This is a genomic window from Citrobacter sp. CK195 (genome assembly GCF_030333365.1).
Classification (GTDB): domain Bacteria; phylum Pseudomonadota; class Gammaproteobacteria; order Enterobacterales; family Enterobacteriaceae; genus Citrobacter_B; species Citrobacter_B koseri.
Genome location: NZ_JAOWGB010000017.1, coordinates 99,133 through 119,351 on the forward strand (window position 1 = coordinate 99,133; position 20,219 = coordinate 119,351).

The 20,219-nt window shown below is 54.4% G+C and carries 16 protein-coding genes; 7 read left to right on the plus strand and 9 right to left on the minus strand.

The features are described from left to right. Nucleotides 1-4: 4 nt before the first annotated feature. From OGX93_RS01330 to OGX93_RS01345, 4 genes are all read right to left on the minus strand, one after another. Complete coding sequence (locus OGX93_RS01330; protein WP_219993372.1) at nt 5-1,162, minus strand: fimbrial protein; 1,158 nt, start codon at nt 1,160-1,162, stop codon at nt 5-7. Then, nucleotides 1,152-3,695, minus strand: a complete 2,544-nt coding sequence (locus tag OGX93_RS01335) for a fimbria/pilus outer membrane usher protein (RefSeq protein WP_286449262.1) — start codon at nt 3,693-3,695, stop codon at nt 1,152-1,154. The genes OGX93_RS01330 and OGX93_RS01335 overlap by 11 nt, the downstream gene beginning before the upstream one ends. Nucleotides 3,696-3,703: 8 nt before the next feature. Further along, nucleotides 3,704-4,396 (minus strand): fimbrial biogenesis chaperone, encoded by a 693-nt coding sequence (locus tag OGX93_RS01340; RefSeq protein ID WP_286449261.1) that lies wholly within the window; start codon nt 4,394-4,396, stop codon nt 3,704-3,706. 149 nt (nt 4,397-4,545) lie between these two features. After that, complete coding sequence (locus OGX93_RS01345; RefSeq protein WP_012131973.1) at nt 4,546-5,121, minus strand: fimbrial protein; 576 nt, start codon at nt 5,119-5,121, stop codon at nt 4,546-4,548. Nucleotides 5,122-5,630: 509 nt separating this feature from the next. Here OGX93_RS01345 and flhB point away from each other — a divergent pair. From flhB to bglB, 5 genes are all read left to right on the plus strand, one after another. Next, nucleotides 5,631-6,782, plus strand: a complete 1,152-nt coding sequence (flhB, locus tag OGX93_RS01350) for a flagellar biosynthesis protein FlhB (protein WP_012131975.1) — start codon at nt 5,631-5,633, stop codon at nt 6,780-6,782. Next, the gene (flhA, locus tag OGX93_RS01355) at nt 6,775-8,853 is read left to right on the plus strand and encodes a flagellar biosynthesis protein FlhA (RefSeq protein ID WP_071258732.1); all 2,079 of its coding nucleotides are present in this window, start codon (nt 6,775-6,777) and stop codon (nt 8,851-8,853) included. Before flhB ends, flhA begins: the two co-directional genes overlap by 8 nt. Beyond that, nucleotides 8,853-9,245 carry a flagellar protein FlhE gene (gene flhE / locus OGX93_RS01360; protein WP_104868534.1) on the plus strand — a complete coding sequence of 131 codons (393 nt, stop codon included), beginning with the start codon at nt 8,853-8,855 and terminating at the stop codon, nt 9,243-9,245. Before flhA ends, flhE begins: the two co-directional genes overlap by 1 nt. Before the next feature lie 261 nt (nt 9,246-9,506). After that, entirely contained in the window at nt 9,507-11,090 is a 1,584-nt protein-coding gene (locus tag OGX93_RS01365; RefSeq protein ID WP_012131978.1) for an MFS transporter, read from the plus strand. A gap of 4 nt (nt 11,091-11,094) precedes the next feature. Next, nucleotides 11,095-12,234, plus strand: a complete 1,140-nt coding sequence (gene bglB / locus OGX93_RS01370; protein WP_286487712.1) for a beta-galactosidase BglB — start codon at nt 11,095-11,097, stop codon at nt 12,232-12,234. A gap of 206 nt (nt 12,235-12,440) precedes the next feature. Here bglB and mrdA2 read toward each other — a convergent pair whose 3' ends face one another. After that, on the minus strand, nt 12,441-14,282 hold the full coding sequence (gene mrdA2 / locus OGX93_RS01375) for a peptidoglycan DD-transpeptidase MrdA2 (RefSeq protein WP_286449260.1): 1,842 nt from the start codon (nt 14,280-14,282) through the stop codon (nt 12,441-12,443). Between the two features lie 285 nt (nt 14,283-14,567). Further along, nucleotides 14,568-16,301: an arginine--tRNA ligase gene (argS, locus tag OGX93_RS01380; protein WP_047463162.1), complete on the minus strand. Its 1,734-nt coding sequence runs from the start codon at nt 16,299-16,301 to the stop codon at nt 14,568-14,570. 238 nt (nt 16,302-16,539) lie between these two features. On the opposite strand from argS, the gene OGX93_RS01385 reads away from it, so the two are divergent. Beyond that, entirely contained in the window at nt 16,540-17,109 is a 570-nt protein-coding gene (locus OGX93_RS01385) for a VOC family protein (RefSeq protein ID WP_071258724.1), read from the plus strand. A 33-nt stretch (nt 17,110-17,142) separates the two neighbouring features. After that, entirely contained in the window at nt 17,143-17,889 is a 747-nt protein-coding gene (gene cutC / locus OGX93_RS01390) for a copper homeostasis protein CutC (protein WP_012131985.1), read from the plus strand. Between the two features lie 165 nt (nt 17,890-18,054). Here cutC and cmoB read toward each other — a convergent pair whose 3' ends face one another. The 3 genes from cmoB to OGX93_RS01405 are packed head-to-tail and all read right to left on the minus strand — an operon-like array spanning nt 18,055 to nt 20,199. Further along, complete coding sequence (gene cmoB, locus OGX93_RS01395) at nt 18,055-19,023, minus strand: tRNA 5-methoxyuridine(34)/uridine 5-oxyacetic acid(34) synthase CmoB (protein ID WP_049010369.1); 969 nt, start codon at nt 19,021-19,023, stop codon at nt 18,055-18,057. Further along, entirely contained in the window at nt 19,020-19,763 is a 744-nt protein-coding gene (cmoA, locus tag OGX93_RS01400; protein WP_049010371.1) for a carboxy-S-adenosyl-L-methionine synthase CmoA, read from the minus strand. Before cmoA ends, cmoB begins: the two co-directional genes overlap by 4 nt. Nucleotides 19,764-19,803: 40 nt before the next feature. After that, entirely contained in the window at nt 19,804-20,199 is a 396-nt protein-coding gene (locus OGX93_RS01405) for an MAPEG family protein (protein ID WP_012131989.1), read from the minus strand. Nucleotides 20,200-20,219: the final 20 nt, after the last annotated feature.

Here is a 20,219-nt window from a genome sequence, read left to right on the forward strand (position 1 = left end):
ACGTTTAGCGCAGATCCATTTTTACCGTCACATTGCCCTCAAATTCGCCGGGTGCTGGCGTTGCGCTGGTCGTGCTCACTGGTGCGGCTTTGATGCGTACCGCGCCGTTACCTTGCTCATCCATCGTCACCGGAAATTCAAAGGTGCCGTCCAGCGCAACATTTTGGTTGTCCTCACTAAAAATTCTCACTCCCAGGTCGTCTCTGCCGAGCATTTTGGCTATCAGGGGATCGCTGCTGTCTACAACCCCCTGGTCGGCGCTGAGCGTTAGCTTGATTCTGTCGGTATTTCCTACGGCGTTGCCGTCGCAGTGGTAAGAGATATCAACGTTTTTCAGGGCGTAGCCTTCAGGAGGCTGACCCCTGGTGACAAACTGTTTACTCACAATTTTCCCCAGATCAACCTCAATGGTGCTTCCGGCATTAATCGTACAGCTCAGCGGGGCAGAGAGTGAGCCACTCAGCCAGATATTTGATACGTGCTGTGCGCTGCCAGCGTCGCAGCTTCCTGAGTCAAAATAGAGACAGGCGTAGTTTTGCACGAGTATCGTTGGGGGAATGACTTCGATACCGAGAATGGGCTTTTTGATATAAAACGTGGCGGCGATAACATTCCATCTGAACGTTCGCTTCGCGGGGGCGGGCGTGCCAGGATGGGTGCTGTCGCTACAGACGCTGGCGGAACCTTCGGTGGGTTTCATTGACTCGATCACTTTCCCCATCGACGACACCGGCGTCGGATACTGGTTAATGCTGATCTGAATCAGGCCGGTACCGTCCAGAGAATTAACGGCATCGCTATAACCTGCAACATCAATATCTATGTTTTCAGTCAGATAACCGTACCCGGCGATACCGGCATTAAGCGGGCTTCCGGCCAGCGTCAATTCCATTATTGCCGTTGATTCAAACACATTGCCAGGGCATGTGCAGTTTGCCTCCATTTCAACGCCGTTCCCGACAATATGCTCATCAAATTTAACAATATTGTTGGCCGTGTTGTCGTTTGCGTTGATTTCGTTGCTGAACGTGACGCTGTAATACTGTGGCGCGGTAAAGCAGTCACGCAGAATGGTCGCGGCCTGGGCTGTTGCGGACGCCATCAGGCAAAGACCTGCTGCGGACAATGAAAGACGTGCGTATTTTCCCATTTTACTTAACATTTTGCGGTTCCTGCTGACAAGTCGCGCTGAGGTAATGGATGCCGGTCGGGCTGACCGCGTGGTGTTCGCTATTCAGCGTGATGTGGGCTGTGCATTGTTGATCCTGTGAATTTCCCCATTTGACGCTTAACTGAACGTCGTCGGCGACCCCGGCCAGGTAGAGCGTGCCCGTATCATCCACGATGCCGCTGATGGCGAGGGCGTCGACCGTCGCCATCGCGCCAAAAGGCACCGTCATGCCATTCGGGCGGGTTAATTTTATGAGCGTGCGATAACCGACATGCGCATCAAAAGCGGCGGAAACGGCGGCATTGCGCGAAGGAATCACCGTCACGGCGGTTTCACTGGTATCAACGTCCTCCGGCAGGCTGCTGGTGTCGACGCGAATCCGGTTTTCCTGATAGGGGCTTAATGACGGGATGATGGCGTTGCCCTGCCAGTCAGTCTGAATGCCGCGCTGGTTTTGGAAGCGTACGCCCGATGCGCCGTTGGCGTTGACGATAGCAAACTGACTGCCTAAAGGCTGAGCCAGCGTGACACCGTGTGGATGGGCGACAATCGCACCGCTGACGCCGTAACTCAAGCGCTGCGTATCGTCAGAGGAGGTGTAGTAACCCGCATTGAGGTTGGCATATTGTGAGCGATAGCTACCGTATACGCTGCTGGTGTCTGCGCCGTCATGGTTGGAATGGCTCTGCTGGAAGGCGTAATTCAGGCGTTCATCGTCCAGCAGCGTACCGTTTAACCCGATATTTTGCTGGGTGTAGCCATGCTTGTTATTGCTGATGTTGTAGCTGCTCCAGGCCCCCGGTAGCCACTGACTTAACGGTACGCTGAAGCCGAAGGCGATCATCTGGTCGCTCTCTTCGCCGTTGCTTTTGCTGTAGGTATAAGCAAGGCGGATGCTGATATTTTTAATCGTGGTATTCAGGCCCGCCGAAATACTGCGCTCTTTGTAGGCGGTGCCCCAGTAATCCTGCTGATAACCGTTCAGGTAAAGGCTGGCGCCGGACACGTTCTGGCTTATGCTGGCCTGAATCCGGTTGCGTTTGTTAAAGCGAAACAGCAGATCATCTTCATGATCGTCGTACTTTTGATTCGCGTCGGCGAAACTGTAATAACCACGGGTAGAGTAGCGGTAGCTGGCCAGCGTAAAGTTTGTCTCCGTGGTGTCAATTTTCCCGGAGTAGAGCAGGCGATAAGACTGGCCGGTGTGCTGAGTGTCATCATCAAGCTGGGTTTTCGCCAGCGTCACATCGGCGGAAAGCGACCCGACGATGCCAAGGGAGAGGCCAGCTCCGCTGTTCATCGCCTGATAATCCTGCGCGGCGGTCACGCCGCCGAACAGCGTGACGCTATTGTTCAGGCCATAAATGAGGCTACCCTGCACGAAGTCCGGTTCATTTTGTTCGCTCCCGCTGTCTGCGCGATAGCGACCTGCGGTAACTTCATATTTCATATGCCCAGGACGCTGCATCACGGCGACGCTGGAATAAGGCTGGGTAAAGTGGCGCTCTGTGCCATCGGCCTCTTTTACCGTGACTTCCAGATCGCCGCTGTTGGTCGTGGAATAAAGGTCGTTAATTTCAAATGCGCCCGGCGCGACGTTTTGCTGATAGATGAGATAACCGTTCTGACGTACCGACACTTCGGCGTTGGAGCTGGCGATGCCGCGAATCACCGGCGCGTAACCGCGCTGGCTGTAAGGCAGCATCTCTTCATCAGAGGCGATATTGACGCCACGGTATTGCAGACTGTCAAAAACGTCGCCCCGGGTGTTGCTTTCTCCCCCGGTAAACTGCGCTTTCAGGGCGTCAATATCGTGCTGCAAATAGGTGTTGATGGTTTCCCAGTGATGGCTGCCGTCAGTGTCGCTCCAGGTGGCGTAATTGCGCAGCCGCCAGCCGCCAATATTGGTGCCGCTGCGCATATTCAGGTACTGGTTAGTGGTGTTGTTTTGCGTGTCGTCCTGGTTTTGTGAACCGGAAAAGGCGTAGTCGACAAAGGCGACGGGGACGCCGTCATCCCAGCGTGACGGATCAATATAGCCTTTACCCGTGCCGGCAATGGCGGCCTGCGGGATGCTAAGGCGCAGCGTCATAACGGAGAAATCAAGCGTTGCCAGCGCCTGTGGGATATACGCGCTCAACGGTTCAGGCAGTGGCTTCGCCGCATTGAGTGCGGCTAATTCAGGATATTTATCGACCGCCACGCCCCATTTTCTTAGCATATCCGGCGTGAGCTGCGGCGTCAGTTCGCCGCCAGGCGTGCCGAGGTAGGTGATATCCGCATCATCCAGGCGCACATCGTTAATCATGACCCGGGAAGCGTAGACGCCGGGCAATTGCGCACTGGATTTAGAAAATAAGGAAAGATCGATATCCTGCTGCGTCAGCATATTCCCCTCCAGCGCAGAAGGCGAAAAGCGATACTCGCGCGCGTTCGCGACACAGGAAGAGACCAGCAACATACCGCCAAGGCAACGTACCAGCGGGGGGAGTCGCTGACGTAAAAGAGGTGGGCCAAAAGCCATAAGGTGGTTTAATCCTGAGCCGGAGTGACGGTATATTTGTCGGAGGCGTTGCCGTAATCCGTAATGCAACGCCAGCTAACGGTGTTTCCCGAGGCGCTTTTCGGCACCGGGATTTGCACGCTGGACCTGGGAGTGACCATATCGGCTTTCTCAAGTCTGGTGTTGCCGAGCAGCAGACTGTCAAAGATGCTGTGAAACGCGCCTTCATTGACCACCGTTAACATTTCGCCGCGACGAACAAAATGCAGGTTCTTGCAGGTCTCGGTGGGCGTACCTTGCAAGCCCTTCGGACGCCAGAACAATTTCAGACGCGTTTTGTAAATCAGACGCAACACGTTTTTATCATCGTCTTCTTTGGCCGTACCGGGAATTGTGCGCACATTCATGTAGAACAGGGATTCCCGGTCTGTGGGAAGCGCGGTTCCATTCCAGGCAATACGCAGGCTTTGTTCTTTCTGCGGGTCAAGACGGAACAGTGGCGGCGTGACAATAAAAGGCCCACGCGTTTTACCGTCGCCGGTATCGGACCATGACTGGATCAGCCACGGCAGTTCCTTCTCTTTATTGACCAGCGGAAGGGCGACCTCTTTTTTCCCTGCGTCATAAATAATGCGCGTGCGGCCAACCTGAATTCCAGCGGCATGGCTAAATGATGTTAATATTACAGGGAGGCATAATAAAACCTGAGATACAGTACGCATAACCTTAACTTATATTAAGTGGACATATAAAAGCGGGGGAGATAATAGTCCGGGTCCATTTTCGGACTATTATCAGATTCGCCTTCCTGAAATAAATCTGTTAATGCCAGAAGATGCTATGGATTTTATCAATGAGTAAAGTCAGGTTATTAACGATAAAGTATATTTACGGTCATGTCCGCATCGGCCGGGCCCGCAGTGACGGTTTGCGCGAATGATTTATAACGGGCATTGAAATTCGCCTGAACAGAGTCGCCCGTCAGAGTGGGTAATTCGATAAACACCTGTCCTTCTCCTCCATCCATTGTAATGAGTTGCGTGTCTTTATTTTCCGGGCTAACGGCAATACCGACCCCTGTTGCCGCTGTATCTCCGGCGGTAGTGATTTTACTGACATCCAGTAATGTCGAAGAACCTGTCAGGGCGGTTGTCCCGTTAAACGTTAACTGAACGGCGGGCAGACCATCGCTTTTAAGTGGGCAATCCACTAATACAATGGAAAAGGGGGCAAGCGTTGATTCAGTTCCTGGAGTGGAAAAAAGCGAGGTGGGGTAAGTACCTAATGGCACGGTGCTGTTCGTTCCATCATCGCCCTGAATCTCACAACTGGGTTCAATAATTTGTCCTGTGAAGTGAATCGTACCGGCATTCAGTTCGGCGGCGAAGGTTCCCGTTGACGCCAGTGCCAGCAGTGCGCCTGATATAATATGTCCTCTTGCGTTCATAGCTGTAGTTCCTTAACGGTGATATCCATGATATGAAATTTTTCAGTTTCAGATGGGATGAATTTATTGCAAATAGAAAACGGGGTCAATATTAAATTATATCTATATGTGTGAATTTAAAATATATTCTGTGAATCAATGAGGGCTATTATACCGTCAGTGTCGCCTGCTTTCTGTGCATAAATATTGTAATAAAGTATTTTTTCTCTGGTGAAAAGATAAATTGAAGAAATGAAAACCAGGTAATATATTTTAAAGGCTTTTTAATCTTGATGTCAGAAGGCGAAATTAACCTCCGTAATACAGGTTTATATAAATGTTCATTGTATTTTATGTCAATGAAATGTGAACCCACTTCCCTTATTCCGAAAATAAGACGCCTGACCGGCAGAGAAAATCCGCTTGCTGACAAACAAGACAAAAAGAGGGCGTTATGGGGGCTATTCCGCCTATTGACTGCGGCGTGTTCTGGCATGATCGATGCAACGTAATGGCAGCAGGCGTATGCAGTGGCAGAAGAGAGCGACGACGACAAAACAGAAGCCCCCACACCCCACCGACTTGAAAAAGCGCGGGAGGAAGGGCAAGTCCCCCGATCGAAGGAGTTGACCTCACTGCTGATTTTGCTGGTGGGCGTTTGCATTATCTGGATCGGCGGTGAGTCGCTGGCGCGTCGCCTGGCGGGGATGTTGTCGGCTGGGCTGCGTTTCGATCACAGCATGGTGAACGACCCCAATTTGATCCTCGGGCAGATTATTTTGCTGATTAAAGAGGCGATGATTGCGTTGCTGCCGCTCATCACCGGCGTTGTGCTGGTCGCGCTGATCTCGCCAGTCATGCTCGGCGGCCTGATTTTCAGCGGTAAATCACTGCAACCCAAATTTTCAAAACTGAATCCGCTATCGGGGATTAAACGCATGTTCTCCGCCCAGACCGGCGCGGAACTGCTGAAAGCAATCCTGAAATCGACGCTGGTGGGAAGCGTGGCGGGATTTTATCTCTGGCATCACTGGCCGGAGATGATGCGCCTGATGGCGGAATCTCCGGTTACGGCGATGGGCAACGCGCTTGATTTAGTCGGGCTGTGCGCGCTTCTGGTTGTGCTGGGCGTGATTCCGATGGTGGCGTTTGACGTCGTCTTCCAGATCTTCAGCCACCTGAAGAAACTGCGGATGTCGCGTAAAGATATTCGCGATGAATTTAAAGAGAGTGAAGGCGATCCGCACATCAAAGGGAAAATTCGCCAGATGCAGCGTGCGGCTGCGCAGCGGCGCATGATGGAAGATGTGCCTAAAGCGGATGTCATCGTGACTAACCCGACGCATTACTCGGTTGCGTTGCAGTACGACGAAAACAAAATGAGTGCGCCAAAAGTGGTCGCCAAAGGCGCGGGACTGGTGGCGCTGCGCATTCGCGAAATCGGCGCGGAACATCGGGTGCCGACCTTAGAAGCGCCCCCGCTGGCGCGCGCCTTGTATCGGCATGCTGAAATTGGTCAGCAAATCCCCGGCCAGCTCTATGCCGCAGTGGCAGAAGTGCTGGCATGGGTATGGCAGCTCAAACGCTGGCGTCTTGCCGGTGGACAACGTCCTCCACAACCTGAAAATCTTCCTGTGCCTGAAGCACTGGATTTTATGAACGAGAAGAATACTGATGGCTAATCTGGTCGCGATGCTGCGCCTGCCCAGCAACCTGAAATCCACGCAATGGCAAATTCTTGCCGGGCCGATCCTCATCCTGCTGATTTTGTCGATGATGGTGCTGCCGCTGCCCGCCTTCATCCTCGACCTGCTGTTCACCTTTAATATCGCGCTGTCGATCATGGTGCTGTTGGTGGCGATGTTCACCCAGCGCACGCTGGAATTTGCCGCATTCCCGACAATATTGCTTTTCACCACGCTGTTGCGCCTGGCGCTGAACGTGGCGTCAACCCGTATCATCCTGATGGATGGGCATACCGGCGCAGCGGCGGCGGGGAAAGTGGTCGAGGCGTTTGGTCACTTCCTGGTCGGTGGCAACTTTGCGATCGGTATCGTGGTGTTCGTCATTCTCGTCATCATCAACTTTATGGTTATCACCAAGGGCGCCGGGCGTATCGCGGAAGTGGGCGCGCGTTTCGTGCTGGACGGGATGCCCGGTAAGCAGATGGCGATCGACGCCGACCTGAACGCTGGTCTGATTGGCGAAGATGAAGCGAAAAAACGTCGTGCTGAAGTGACGCAGGAAGCGGATTTCTACGGGTCAATGGACGGTGCGAGTAAGTTTGTGCGCGGGGATGCCATCGCCGGTATCTTAATCATGGTCATTAACATCGTGGGCGGCCTGCTGGTGGGGGTTCTGCAACACGGGATGGACATGGGGCACGCGGCGGAAAGTTACACCCTGTTGACGATCGGCGACGGCCTGGTGGCGCAAATTCCGGCGCTGGTGATCTCTACGGCGGCGGGCGTTATCGTCACCCGCGTGAGCACCGACCAGGATGTGGGCGAACAGATGGTGGGGCAACTGTTCAGCAACCCGAGCGTGATGCTGCTCAGCGCATCGGTTCTCGGCCTGCTTGGCCTGGTACCGGGGATGCCAAACCTGGTGTTCCTGATGTTTACGGCGGCGCTATTGGGCCTTGCCTGGTGGCTGCGCGGGCGTGAACAAAAACCACCGGCAGAGCCGCAGGCCGTCAAGATGCCGGAAAATAATTCGGTGGTTGAAGCCACCTGGAACGATGTACAGCTTGAAGATTCGCTGGGCATGGAGGTGGGCTACCGCCTGATCCCGATGGTGGATTTCCAGCAGGACGGCGAACTGCTCGGGCGAATCCGCAGTATTCGTAAAAAGTTTGCCCAGGATATGGGCTTCCTGCCGCCGGTGGTACACATTCGCGACAATATGGACTTACAGCCAGCGCGCTATCGCATTCTGATGAAAGGGGTAGAAATTGGCAGCGGCGACGCCTATCCGGGGCGCTGGCTGGCGATTAACCCTGGCACGGCGGCGGGAACGCTGCCGGGCGAACAGACTGTCGATCCCGCTTTTGGCCTGGACGCCATCTGGATCGAAAGCGCGCTGAAAGAGCAGGCGCAGATTCAGGGCTTCACCGTGGTGGAAGCCAGCACCGTCGTGGCGACGCATCTTAACCACTTGATTGGTCAGTTTGCCGCAGAGTTGTTTGGTCGCCAGGAAGCGCAGCAACTGCTGGATCGCGTATCACAAGAGATGCCAAAGCTGACGGAAGATTTGGTGCCTGGCGTTGTAACGCTCACGACCCTGCATAAAGTGTTGCAGAACCTGCTGGATGAAAAAGTGCCGATCCGTGATATGCGCACGATTCTGGAAACGCTGGCGGAACATGCGCCGTTGCAAAGCGATCCGCATGAATTAACCGCCGTGGTGCGTGTGGCGCTGGGCAGGGCGATTACGCAGCAGTGGTTCCCGGGCAATGACGAAGTGCAGGTGATTGGGCTGGATACTCCGCTGGAGCGCCTGCTGTTGCAGGCGTTACAGGGCGGTGGCGGCCTTGAACCGGGGCTGGCCGATCGCTTGCTGGCGCAAACTCAGGAGGCGCTGTCCCGTCAGGAAATGCTGGGCGCGCCGCCGGTTCTGCTGGTGAACCACGCGCTACGCCCGCTGCTGTCGCGCTTTTTACGCCGGAGTTTGCCGCAGCTGGTGGTGTTGTCGAACATGGAGCTTTCTGATAATCGCAACATCCGTATGACGGCGACAATTGGAGGGAAATAATGCGTAAGTTACTCGGTTTATTGTTATTTCCGCTGGCGGTACAGGCCGCCGGAGAAGGGGCATGGCAGGCCAGCAGTATCGGCATTACCCTGAACCATCGTGGGGTGTCGGCGTCGTCTGCTCCATTGTCGTCAGGCCAGCCGGTGTCCGGTTTAATGACGCTGGTCGCCTGGCGCTATGAACTGAATGGCCCGACGCCGGCGGGGCTTCGGGTGCGTTTGTGTTCACAGTCCCGTTGCGTGGAGCTGGACGGACAGAGCGGAACCACCCACGGGTTCGCGAATGTGCCTGCCGCTGAACCGTTGCGCTTCGTGTGGGAGGTGCCGGGCGGCGGGCGACTGATTCCCGCATTAAAAGTGCAGCGTAATCAGGTGATTGTGAACTATCGTTAACTCCCCGCTCCAACAGCAGCCAGCAGACAACGTGCTGGCTGCCTCACAATTTTGACCCCATCTTTTGATTCAATAGAAACGCTGTTTTATAAATCGGTGACGCGCGTTGCCAGACTCTTTGTATTTTTGCCATCTCGTCTGATGGTGTGGCAAAAATGAAAAGGTTTCACTTCCTGTTAGCTTTTACTGTGGCCGTGTAAAAACTCCCTTTGGCGAAGCCAATATGCCGGGGGTCTCCCAACAATTTGCAGGGTTAACGGCATGAAAACACGTAAAATTGGATTGGCGAATTATTTAGCCTATGGTTCGGGCGATTTTCTGGGCGCAGGAACCACTGCATTAACCGCCGCATGGTTACTCTATTTCTACACGACCTTCTGTGGCCTTACGCCGATTGAGGCGACATTCATTTTCGCTGCCGCGAGGGTTCTGGATGCGGTCGTCAGCCCGCTGATGGGCTTTCTGACCGATAACTTCGGTTCGACCTGGTTCGGCAGACGCTTTGGCCGTCGTAAGTTCTTTATTCTGCTTGGTATTCCATGCGTCTTTAGCTACTCGCTCATGTGGGTTGGCGATATGGGATTCTGGTACTACCTGCTGACTTATCTGCTGTTCGACATTGTCTACACCATGATTCTTGTCCCTTACGAGACGCTGGTGCCGGAAATGACCGATGACTTCAAACAGAAGACCCGGTTCTCCGGGGCGCGTATCTCAATGGCGCAGATGTCCGCGATTCTGGCCTCGTTCCTGCCGGGTATCCTGCTGACTGCCTTTGGTAAAGACAACCCCGTTTCTTTTTTCTATGCCAGCCTGGTGTTCTCGGTGCTGTGCGCGCTGATGCTGACTTTTGTGTGGTTCTTTACCTGGGAGCGCCCGCGCGAAGAGTGGACGGAGGCGGCGCTGCGCGCGGAGGAAGAGAAGAAAAGCCTGACGTTCAGCCAGAGTATGAGCCGTTTGTTTGTTGAGCTGAGCTCGACGCTGCGCATCAAGATTTTCCGCCAGCATCTGGGGATGTATCTTGGGGGATATATCGCACAGGACGTCTTTAACGCCGTCTTTACCTGGTATGTTGTTTTTGTCCTGATGCAGGAAGCCTCACTGGCGTCGAATCTGCTCGGTACGATGGCTATCTTCCAGTTCATTGCGGTGATTGCCATGATCCCGCTGTGCATTCGCTTCGGGCCTGCGCCGTCATACCGGATGGTCGTGGTGCTCTTTGGTCTGAGTTCTCTCTCTTATGCCGTTCTTTATTATGCGGGCTTAAGCGATGTTTATTCGCTGCTGCTGCTGATCTCAGCGCTGGCGGGGCTTGGTCGCGGCGGGATCAACTATGTGCCGTGGAATACCTACACCTATATTGCCGATGTTGATGAGGTGATTACCGGTCAACGGCGGGAAGGGATCTTCGCGGGCATCATGACGCTGACCCGTAAAGCCTCTCAGGCCGGGGCCGTCATGCTGGTCGGGATAGTGATGCAGATGTCTGGTTTTGTCTCAGGGCAGAGCATACAGCCTGAAGCGGTCAGTCATACCATTCTGCTGATTCTGAGCTGCGGTACGCTGTCCGTGCTGGCCTTTGGTTTCCTGGTTTCTTTGCGTTTCAAACTGAATTTGCAAACGCACGGCACCCTGCGTGAAGAGACCGCCAAAATGCGTGAGTCGGGCCGCGTGATGCCGGAAGCCATCACGCCGCAGGCGCGTGCGACCGTCGAGATGCTCTCCGGTATGCCGTATGAATCACTGTGGGGTAACAACAATATTGGTTATCTGAACCGTAATAAACCTGCGGCGCCTTCGCTTCAACAGGGCGCTGCGCTGAATTCGACATTGAACAGAGGTTAAGGATATGAAAGTTTGGCCCGTCAAACACAGCCCATTATTACGTCAGCCGGAGCGATTTATCTCCCGGGAAGCGCTGCAAGCCTTGATTCAGACGGTGACGAACAATCTGGTCAATATCAGGGATGAGAGCGGGCAATTTCTGCTGCGCCTGGACGATGGCCGGGTGATTGATACCAAAGGCTGGGCAGGATGGGAGTGGACGCATGGCGTCGGTCTGTACGGTATGCATCAGTATTATCAACAGACCGGTGATGAGAAAATGCGCGACATTATCGATAACTGGTTTGCCGAGCGTTTCGCCGAAGGCGCGACCACCAAAAACGTTAACACGATGGCGCCGTTTTTGACGCTGGCGTATCGCTATGAAGAGACGCGTAATCCGGCGTATCTGCCCTGGCTTGAGTCCTGGGCGGAGTGGGCGATGAATGAGATGCCGCGCACCGATCATGGTGGTATGCAGCACATGACGCTGGCGGAAGAAAACCATCAGCAGATGTGGGATGACACGCTGATGATGACGGTGATGCCGCTGGCGAAGATTGGCAAACTGTTCAACCGCCCGGAGTATGTGGAAGAGGCGATTTATCAGTTCCTGCTGCACGTACAGAATCTGATGGATAAAGAGACCGGTCTGTGGTTCCACGGCTGGAGCTATGATGGACATCATAACTTTGCCAGGGCTCGCTGGGCGCGGGGTAACAGTTGGCTTACCATCGTGATTCCAGATTTCCTGGAACTGGTCGATTTACCGGAGAAGAACGCGGTTCGCCGCTATCTGATTCAGGTTCTGAACGCGCAGATCGCCGCGCTGGCAAATTGTCAGGATGAGAGTGGGCTATGGCATACCCTGCTGGACGATCCTGATTCCTATCTGGAGGCCTCGGCAACGGCGGGGTTCGCCTACGGCATTCTGAAAGCGGTGCGTAAACGCTATGTTGGGGCGGAATATGCGCAGACGGCTGAAAGCGCGATTCGCGGTATCGTGAAACACATTTCGCCGGAAGGCGAGTTGCTGCAAACGTCCTTTGGCACGGGAATGGGGCACGATCTGGATTTCTATCGCGACATTCCGCTGATATCGATGCCGTACGGGCAGGCGATGGCGATACTGTGTCTGACGGAGTATTTGCGTAAGTATTTTTGAGGGGGACGCCCGATGGCGCTGCGCTTATCGGGCCTACGGTTCGACGCAGTTTGTAGGCCGGATAAGGCGTTTACGCCGCCATCCGGCATGTTGGCCGGTATATCCACCGTAGGCCGGATAAGGCGTTACGCCGCCATCCGGCATGTTGGTCGGGATATTCACCGTAGGCCGGATAAGGCGTTTACGCCGCCATCCGGCATGTGCTGTTATTGCGGCGCAAAAAGGTGATCCATGATTTGCCGCATCACCGGCGCGGCGGTCACGCCGTCGCTGCCGCCGTTTTCCAGAATCAACGCCACCGCGACTTTCGGGTTTTTATACGGCGCGAAAGCGGTGTAAAACACATGGTCGCGCAGACGGATGGGGATCATTTTCGCATTATAGGTCTGGTTTTCTTTCAGACTGAACACTTGCGAAGTGCCGCTTTTGGCTGCAATACCGTAGGGTGCGGTGTGGAAGAATTTATAACCGGTGCCGTTCGGCGCATTCGCCATACCAAACATCGCCTGTCGCACCAGCCCCCAATAAGGCGAGGCGGCATCGGCAATCTGCGTTTCCGTCTGAGGCTCCTGCCAGGGCATGACGGTCTTGCCGGACACTTCGCTCTGAAGCAGGTGAGGGGCGATCACTTTCCCGTTGTTGATCAGCGCTACCATCGCTTTCACCATCTGGATCGGCGTGGCAATCCAGTACCCCTGGCCGATACCGACTGAAATCGTATCCCCCTGATACCAGGCTTTTTTATGTACTCTCTCTTTCCACTCGCGGCTGGGCAGCAGGCCGTTATATTCTTCATCCAGATCGATACCGGTGGGCTTACCGTAACCAAATTGACCGAGCATGGTGTTAATGCGATCGATCCCCATCATCCAGGCGACCTGATAGAAAAAGGTGTCGGCGGATTCTTCAATCGCTTTGGTGACATCCAGCATACCGTGGCCGGTTTTTTTCCAGTCGCGGTAATGGCGTTGCGTGCCGGGGAGCGTCCAGGTCGGCGCGCCGAAGAAGGTGGTTTGCGGCGTGATAACGCCGTTTAACAGCGCAGACATCGCGATATAAGGTTTCACCGTGGAGGCGGGCGGGTACAGCCCTTGGGTGACGCGGTTAATCAACGGCAGATCTTTATCATGCAGTAACCTGCTGTAATCCTGATGGCTGATGCCCTTCACAAACGGGTTTGGATCATAGCTGGGCGTGGAGACCATCGCCAGCACTGAACCGTCGTGGGGATCTTCGACCAGCACTGCCGCGCGCTGACCGGCAAGCAGGCTTTCTATATATTCCTGTAGATGTAAATCCAGCGTCAGGTGGATGTCTTTACCGGCAACGGGCGGGACATTTTTTAACAGGCGCACGATGCGTCCGTGGTTATCCACTTCGACCTCCCGGTAGCCCGTTTTGCCGTGCAGATCATTTTCGTAATAGCGTTCAATGCCCTGCTTACCGATGTTGTGATCGGCGGCATAGTTTTCAGCCAGACCTTTTTCATCCAGCGCTTTCAGGTCGCTGTCGTTAATCTTCGACACGTAACCGAGCACATGCGCCAGCTCCGCGCCGTAGGGGTACTGACGGTCTTCATAACTGTTGATCGTCACGCCGTTGAAATGGAACTGGTTAACGGAAAAGCGGGCAATTTCGACGTCCGACAGCGCGTTTTTCAATACCACCGGGCGATAGCGGCTGCCTGATTTCAACGCATGGTGAAAGGCCGCAATATCATCAGGCGTGAGATCCACGAGAGGGGTAAGCTGACGTAACAGCGCGTCCATGTCGGCAATTTTGTATGGGGTGACGGAAATATCATACCAGGTGATATTACGCACCAGCGGAATACCGTTGCGATCGTAGATGATGCCGCGCGTCGGGGCGACGGGCAGCATTTTGATGTCATTTTCGTTTGAACGGGTCGTGTAATACTGATGCTGACGGATTTGTAAATCGTAGAGATTGACAATCAGGACGCCAAAGCAGACAACCACCAGGCCAAAGGCCACTATCACTCGTCTCAGAAAGAGTTTTTCTTCCGCAGCAAAATCTTTAAACGTCATTGTCCACACCCGATAAATTCGCCGCCTAATAATACGGAGGCGTCACCGGCATGACAGACAAAAGATGTTCCATCTCTCTACGGAAATGTGTCATTCCTTGTGAGTCGTTACAAATTACAGTTAACGTAGCCGTTTCTCGTAGGCTGGATAAGGCGTTTACGCCGCCATCCGGCAAGGTGCGCCTTACCGCCTGATGGCGCTTCGCTTATCAGGCCTACGAGGGCGGTCATTCGGGAAAATAAAAAACCCGCGACATAGCGCGGGTTTTCACATCACCCGATGTGATTACATCCGTTCTACGGTCTCAATACCCAGCGTATCCAGACCCAGTTTCAGCGTTTTCGCGGTCAGTTGCGCCAGTTTCAGACGGCTGTTACGAACCTCTTCGTTTTCCGCGCTGAGGATCGGGCAGTGCTCGTAGAAGCCAGAGAACAAACCGGCAACGTCATACAGGTAGGCGCACATCACATGCGGCGTACCTTCACGCGCGACCACGGTCAGCGTTTCTTCGAACTGCAACAGGCGCGCAGCCAGCTGGGCTTCGCGATCTTCACGGATAACGACCGGCGCGCTGGACAGGGCGCTCTCGTCAATCTCCGCTTTACGGAACACGGACAGCACGCGGGTATAGGCATACTGCATATATGGCGCGGTGTTGCCTTCGAACGCCAGCATGTTGTCCCAGTCGAAGATGTAGTCAGTAGTGCGGTTTTTGGAGAGATCCGCATATTTCACTGCGCCAATACCAACCGCGTTGGCCAGTTTTTCCAGCTCGTCGGCAGGCATATCCGGGTTCTTCTCGGCCACCAGACGGCGTGCGCGTTCCAGCGCTTCATCCAGCAGATCGGCCAGCTTCACCGTACCGCCCGCGCGGGTTTTGAACGGCTTGCCGTCTTTACCGAGCATCATGCCGAACATATGGTGTTCCAGCGGTACGGAATCCGGCACGTAACCGGCTTTGCGTACGATGGTCCATGCCTGCATCAGGTGCTGATGCTGACGGGAGTCGATGTAGTACAGCACACGATCCGCATGCAGCGTTTCATAGCGGTATTTCGCGCAGGCGATGTCGGTGGTGGTGTAGAGATAGCCGCCATCTTTCTTCTGAATGATCACGCCCATCGGTTCGCCTTCCTTGTTTTTATATTCATCAAGGAAAACAACGGTTGCGCCTTCGCTTTCAACCGCCAGACCCTGAGCTTTCAGGTCGGCGACGATGCCAGGCAGCATCGGGTTATACAGGCTTTCACCCATCACATCGTCACGGGTTAACGTAACGTTCAGGCGATTGTAGGTGATCTGGTTCTGCGTCATGGTGATGTCGACCAGCTTGCGCCACATGTCGAGGAAGTACGGGTCGCCGCCCTGTAGTTTCACCACGTAGTTACGCGCGCGCTCGGCGAACGCTTCGTCTTCATCGTAATGTTTTTTCGCATCACGGTAGAAACCTTCGAGGTCGGCCAGCGCCATTTCACCTGCGTTTTCCTGCTGCTGTTTTTCCAGCCAGGCGATAAGCATACCGAACTGTGTTCCCCAGTCGCCGACGTGGTTAGCGCGGATAACGTGATGGCCGAGGAACTCCAGCGTGCGCACGGCGGCATCGCCGATGATGGTGGAGCGCAGGTGGCCGACATGCATCTCTTTCGCGACGTTAGGCGCGGAGTAGTCGATAACCACGGTCTGTTTCGCAGGCTTAGCCACGCCCAGACGCTCAGAAGCCAGCGCCTGTTGAACATGTTCTGCAAGAAATGCCGGGTCGAGGAAAATATTGATAAAGCCAGGACCTGCGATTTCAACCTTGCTGGCGATGCCGTTGAGATCCAGATGAGTCAGCACCTGCTCTGCAAGTTGTCGCGGCGCCATACCCAGTTTTTTAGCAACTGCCATCATGCCGTTGGCCTGATAGTCGCCGAACTGTACTTTTGCTGACTGACGAACCTGCGGTTCGCAATTTGCAGGCGCGCCTGCAACAATCATGGCCTGACTAACTTTTTCTGAGAGAAGAGCCTGAATATTCACCGGAATACCTTACGTGTAAGACGCGGATTAACTGAGTCCGCGCCAGTTTAAGAATTTAGGGCGGGAGTATACTGCAAATGCCCGTTGGCGTCAGCATTGCGCGCGCGCCGTATCGCTGGAAATATGCGCAATAAAATTATGCATAAGCATTCATTTTATATTCAAAGAAATCAGCGGTTGGTTGGCGATGCACAACAGAGTAAATTAGCGACTTTGTACACCGATAAGAGTTTTGATTATGGCGAACTGGCAGACTATTGACGAACTGCATGATATTTCCGCAGATTTACCGCGATTCACTCTGGCGTTCAGAGAACTTTCCACTCGCCTCGGTCTGGATTTCGCACCGCTTGAAGCCGATCACATTTCTTTGCGCTGCCACCAGAATGCGACCGCTGAGCGCTGGCGTCGCGGATTTGAACAGTGTGGCGCGCTGCTGTCGGAAAATATCATCAACGGCAGGCCGATCTGCCTGTTCAAATTACATGAGCCTGTTTGCGTCGAACACTGGCGGTTTTCGATTGTTGAATTGCCGTGGCCGGGTGAAAAACGCTACCCGCATGAAGGCTGGGAGCATATCGAAATTGTCCTCCCTGGCGAGCCGGAGAGCCTGAACGCGCGGGCGCTGGCGCTGTTGTCCGACGAGGGGCTGAGCCAGCCGGGCATTGTCGTGAAAACCAGTTCGCCGAAAGGGGCGCGCGAGCGTCTGCCGAACCCGACGCTGGCCGTGACCGACGGCAAGGTGACCATTAAATTTCATCCCTGGTCAATTGAGGCCATTGTGGCAAGCGAACAGTCAGCCGACTGACGTGACGCGCGAAAACGCTAAAAAGGAGTGAACATGGCGTTACTGGAGATCTGTTGTTACAGCATGGAATGTGCGCTCACCGCGCAGCAAAATGGCGCGGATCGCATTGAATTGTGCGCGGCGCCGAAAGAGGGGGGGCTGACGCCGTCGTTGGGCGTGCTGCGCACGGTTCGCCAGCATGTTGCGATTGCGGTGCATCCCATTATTCGTCCTCGCGGCGGCGACTTCTGTTATACCGATGGTGAATTTGCCGCAATGCTTGAGGATGTGCGTACCGTCAGAGAACTGGGATTTCCCGGTCTGGTTACTGGCGTGCTGGATGTCGATGGCAATGTGGATCTCGCGCGAATGGAGAAAATAATGGCCGCCGCCGGGCCGCTGGCCGTCACTTTTCATCGCGCGTTTGATATGTGCGCTAATCCATTCAATGCACTGAAGAATCTCGCGGATTTGGGTGTCGCCAGAGTGCTCACTTCAGGGCAAAAATCAGATGCGGTGCACGGTTTGCCAATAATTATGGAACTTATTGCGCAGGGCGATGCTCCAATCATTATGGCCGGAGCAGGGGTTCGTTCAGAGAATCTGCAACGTTTCCTTGATGCCGGGGTGCAGGAAGTGCACAGCTCCGCAGGAGCGTGGCAAGCCTCACCAATGCGTTATCGCAATCATGGATTGTCCATGTCAACTGACGCACAAGCGGACGAGTATTCGCGCTATGCGGTAGACGGGGCGGCGGTTGCTGAAATGAAAGGAGTCATTGTGCGCCATCAGGCCAATTGATTTTTACCGTTGCATCATGTCGCCCAATATGATGCTTGCTCGTACCAGGCCCCTGCCATTTCAACAGGGGCCTTTTTTTGCGCTTTTTATGCCTGATGGCGGCTGTGCCTTATCAGGCCTACGGGATTTGTAGGCCCGGTAAGCGTAGTGCCACCGGGCAATCAATTACGGTTTGCGCGCAATCAGCACCGCGCGCAGCGGGGCAGGATAACCTTCGACGGTTTTACTGTGGTCATTCGGATCGAGGAAATCAGCCAGCGACTCGGTGACCATCCACCCGGTGCGACGCTGCTCCTCGGTGGAGGTCACGCAGACATCGGCAATCCGCACATCGACAAAACCACATTTCTCCAGCCAGTTTTTCAGCGCCAGCGCGGAAGGGATAAAGTAGACGTTGCGCATCTGCGCATAGCGGTCGCCTGGTACCAGCACGGTGTTTTCATCGCCTTCCACCACCAGGGTTTCCAGCACCAGTTCGCCGTCTTTCACCAGTTGATCTTTCAGTTGCCAGAGATGTTCCAGCGGAGAACGACGGTGGTAAAGCACGCCCATTGAAAAGACGGTATCAAACGCATTCAGCGCCGGAAGCTGCTCGATGCCCAGCGGCAACAGATGCGCGCGTTGGTCGTTGCCCAACAATTTTCGTACCGCTTCAAACTGACACAGGAACAACTGCGTCGGGTCGATTCCCACGGCAAGATGCGCGCCCGCGCCAATCATGCGCCACATGTGATATCCGCTGCCGCAACCGACATCCAGAATGGTGCGGCCGGTCAGATCGGACAGGTGCGGCAAAACGCGATCCCATTTCCAGTCGGAGCGCCATTCGGTATCAATATTGATGCCATACAGAGAGAACGGGCCTTTACGCCACGGCATCAGGTTTCGCAGCAGGGTGTCGATACGCTTAAGCTGGCCTTCGCTCAACGGCGTTTCGCTTTCGGCAGTGACGCTGTGCAATAAATCCAGACGGTACGGCGTTAATTCCGGCAGGAACTCCACCGCGTTCGACCACTGCTTAAACAGACCATGCTGATCGCGCTGCCAGGTCGCGATTTGCGCAGGCAGGGTTTCCAGCCAGTGAGAAAGCGGGCTTTTGGCAATCAGCTGATAAAAGTTACCGAACTCGATCATGCGGGCACCCCGGACTTCAGCGCCACCAGCGAACCAAAGTTGAAGCACTGGAACCACAGTTCGCTATGCTCGAAACCGGCCTGATGCAGACGCGCTTTGTGGGTTTCAACCGAGTCGGTCAGCATGACGTTTTCCAGCATACTGCGCTTCTGGCTGATCTCCAGTTCGCTGTAGCCGTTGGCGCGTTTAAAGTCATGGTGCATATTGAACAGCAATTCGCCAACCGTTGTGTCTTCAAAGCTGAACTTTTCCGACAGCACCAGCGCGCCGCCCGGATTCAGACCCTGATAAATCTTATCCAGCAAGGCCTGGCGTTCAAGCGGCTCAAGGAATTGCAGGGTAAAATTCAGCACCACCATTGAGGCGTTCTCGATGCTGATGTCGCGAATATCGCCTTCCACAATCTCAACCGGGGTCGGGGCTTTGTAAGCGTCGATATGACGGCGGCAGCGTTCAATCATCGCCGGGGAGTTGTCGACGGCGATGATTTTACAGTTGGCATGATGAATATTACGACGCACCGAGAGCGTCGCAGCGCCCAGTGAACAGCCTAAATCGTAGACCTGCGTATTGGGTTGTACGAAGCGTTCGGCCAGCATGCCAATCATGGAGATGATATTGGAGTAGCCGGGAACAGAGCGCTGGATCATATCCGGGAAGACTTCAGCTACCCGTTCATCAAAGGTCCAGTCGCCCAGACTGGCGATAGGCGCAGAAAAAAGCGTGTCGCGGTGAGACATAACGTAAAAATCCGGGAAAAATAAAGTGGCGTATTGTGCGCTAATGCAAGGAGAAAACCAACTCCCAGGGCATATACCAAAGATTCGCCAGCACCATCAGCAACAAGGCGCACCAGGTCGCACTCATCCCGGAACGCCGCCAGCGAAACAGACGGTGGTGGAAACCGTAATAATGCATCAGCCGACCAGCGATTAAAATAATCCCGCAGATATGCACCATCCATGTTTCGGCGCCGTTCATTTCCATGAACAGCAGCAGCGCGACAGCGATAGGAATATATTCCACCGCATTACCGTGAATGCGGATGGCGCTTTGCAGTTCGCTAAAACCGCCGTCACCGTAGGCAACGCGATACAGCATCCTTAGTCGGACAACATCAAAAGAGAACTTCATCAACAACAACGCACCTAATACGGTATATAGCGCGCTTACCATACAAACTCCCTTTAAAATGC

Bases quoted from the DNA above. Each gene is read 5' to 3' on its own strand.
- OGX93_RS01330 (WP_219993372.1), bottom strand. From the start codon at position 1,162: ATGTTAAGTAAAATGGGAAAATACGCACGTCTTTCATTGTCCGCAGCA.
- OGX93_RS01335 (WP_286449262.1), bottom strand. From the start codon at position 3,695: ATGGCTTTTGGCCCACCTCTTTTACGTCAGCGACTCCCCCCGCTGGTA.
- OGX93_RS01340 (WP_286449261.1), bottom strand. From the start codon at position 4,396: ATGCGTACTGTATCTCAGGTTTTATTATGCCTCCCTGTAATATTAACA.
- OGX93_RS01345 (WP_012131973.1), bottom strand. From the start codon at position 5,121: ATGAACGCAAGAGGACATATTATATCAGGCGCACTGCTGGCACTGGCG.
- flhA (WP_071258732.1), top strand. From the start codon at position 6,775: ATGGCTAATCTGGTCGCGATGCTGCGCCTGCCCAGCAACCTGAAATCC.
- flhE (WP_104868534.1), top strand. From the start codon at position 8,853: ATGCGTAAGTTACTCGGTTTATTGTTATTTCCGCTGGCGGTACAGGCC.
- OGX93_RS01365 (WP_012131978.1), top strand. From the start codon at position 9,507: ATGAAAACACGTAAAATTGGATTGGCGAATTATTTAGCCTATGGTTCG.
- bglB (WP_286487712.1), top strand. From the start codon at position 11,095: ATGAAAGTTTGGCCCGTCAAACACAGCCCATTATTACGTCAGCCGGAG.
- mrdA2 (WP_286449260.1), bottom strand. From the start codon at position 14,282: ATGACGTTTAAAGATTTTGCTGCGGAAGAAAAACTCTTTCTGAGACGA.
- OGX93_RS01385 (WP_071258724.1), top strand. From the start codon at position 16,540: ATGGCGAACTGGCAGACTATTGACGAACTGCATGATATTTCCGCAGAT.
- cutC (WP_012131985.1), top strand. From the start codon at position 17,143: ATGGCGTTACTGGAGATCTGTTGTTACAGCATGGAATGTGCGCTCACC.
- cmoB (WP_049010369.1), bottom strand. From the start codon at position 19,023: ATGATCGAGTTCGGTAACTTTTATCAGCTGATTGCCAAAAGCCCGCTT.
- cmoA (WP_049010371.1), bottom strand. From the start codon at position 19,763: ATGTCTCACCGCGACACGCTTTTTTCTGCGCCTATCGCCAGTCTGGGC.
- OGX93_RS01405 (WP_012131989.1), bottom strand. From the start codon at position 20,199: ATGGTAAGCGCGCTATATACCGTATTAGGTGCGTTGTTGTTGATGAAG.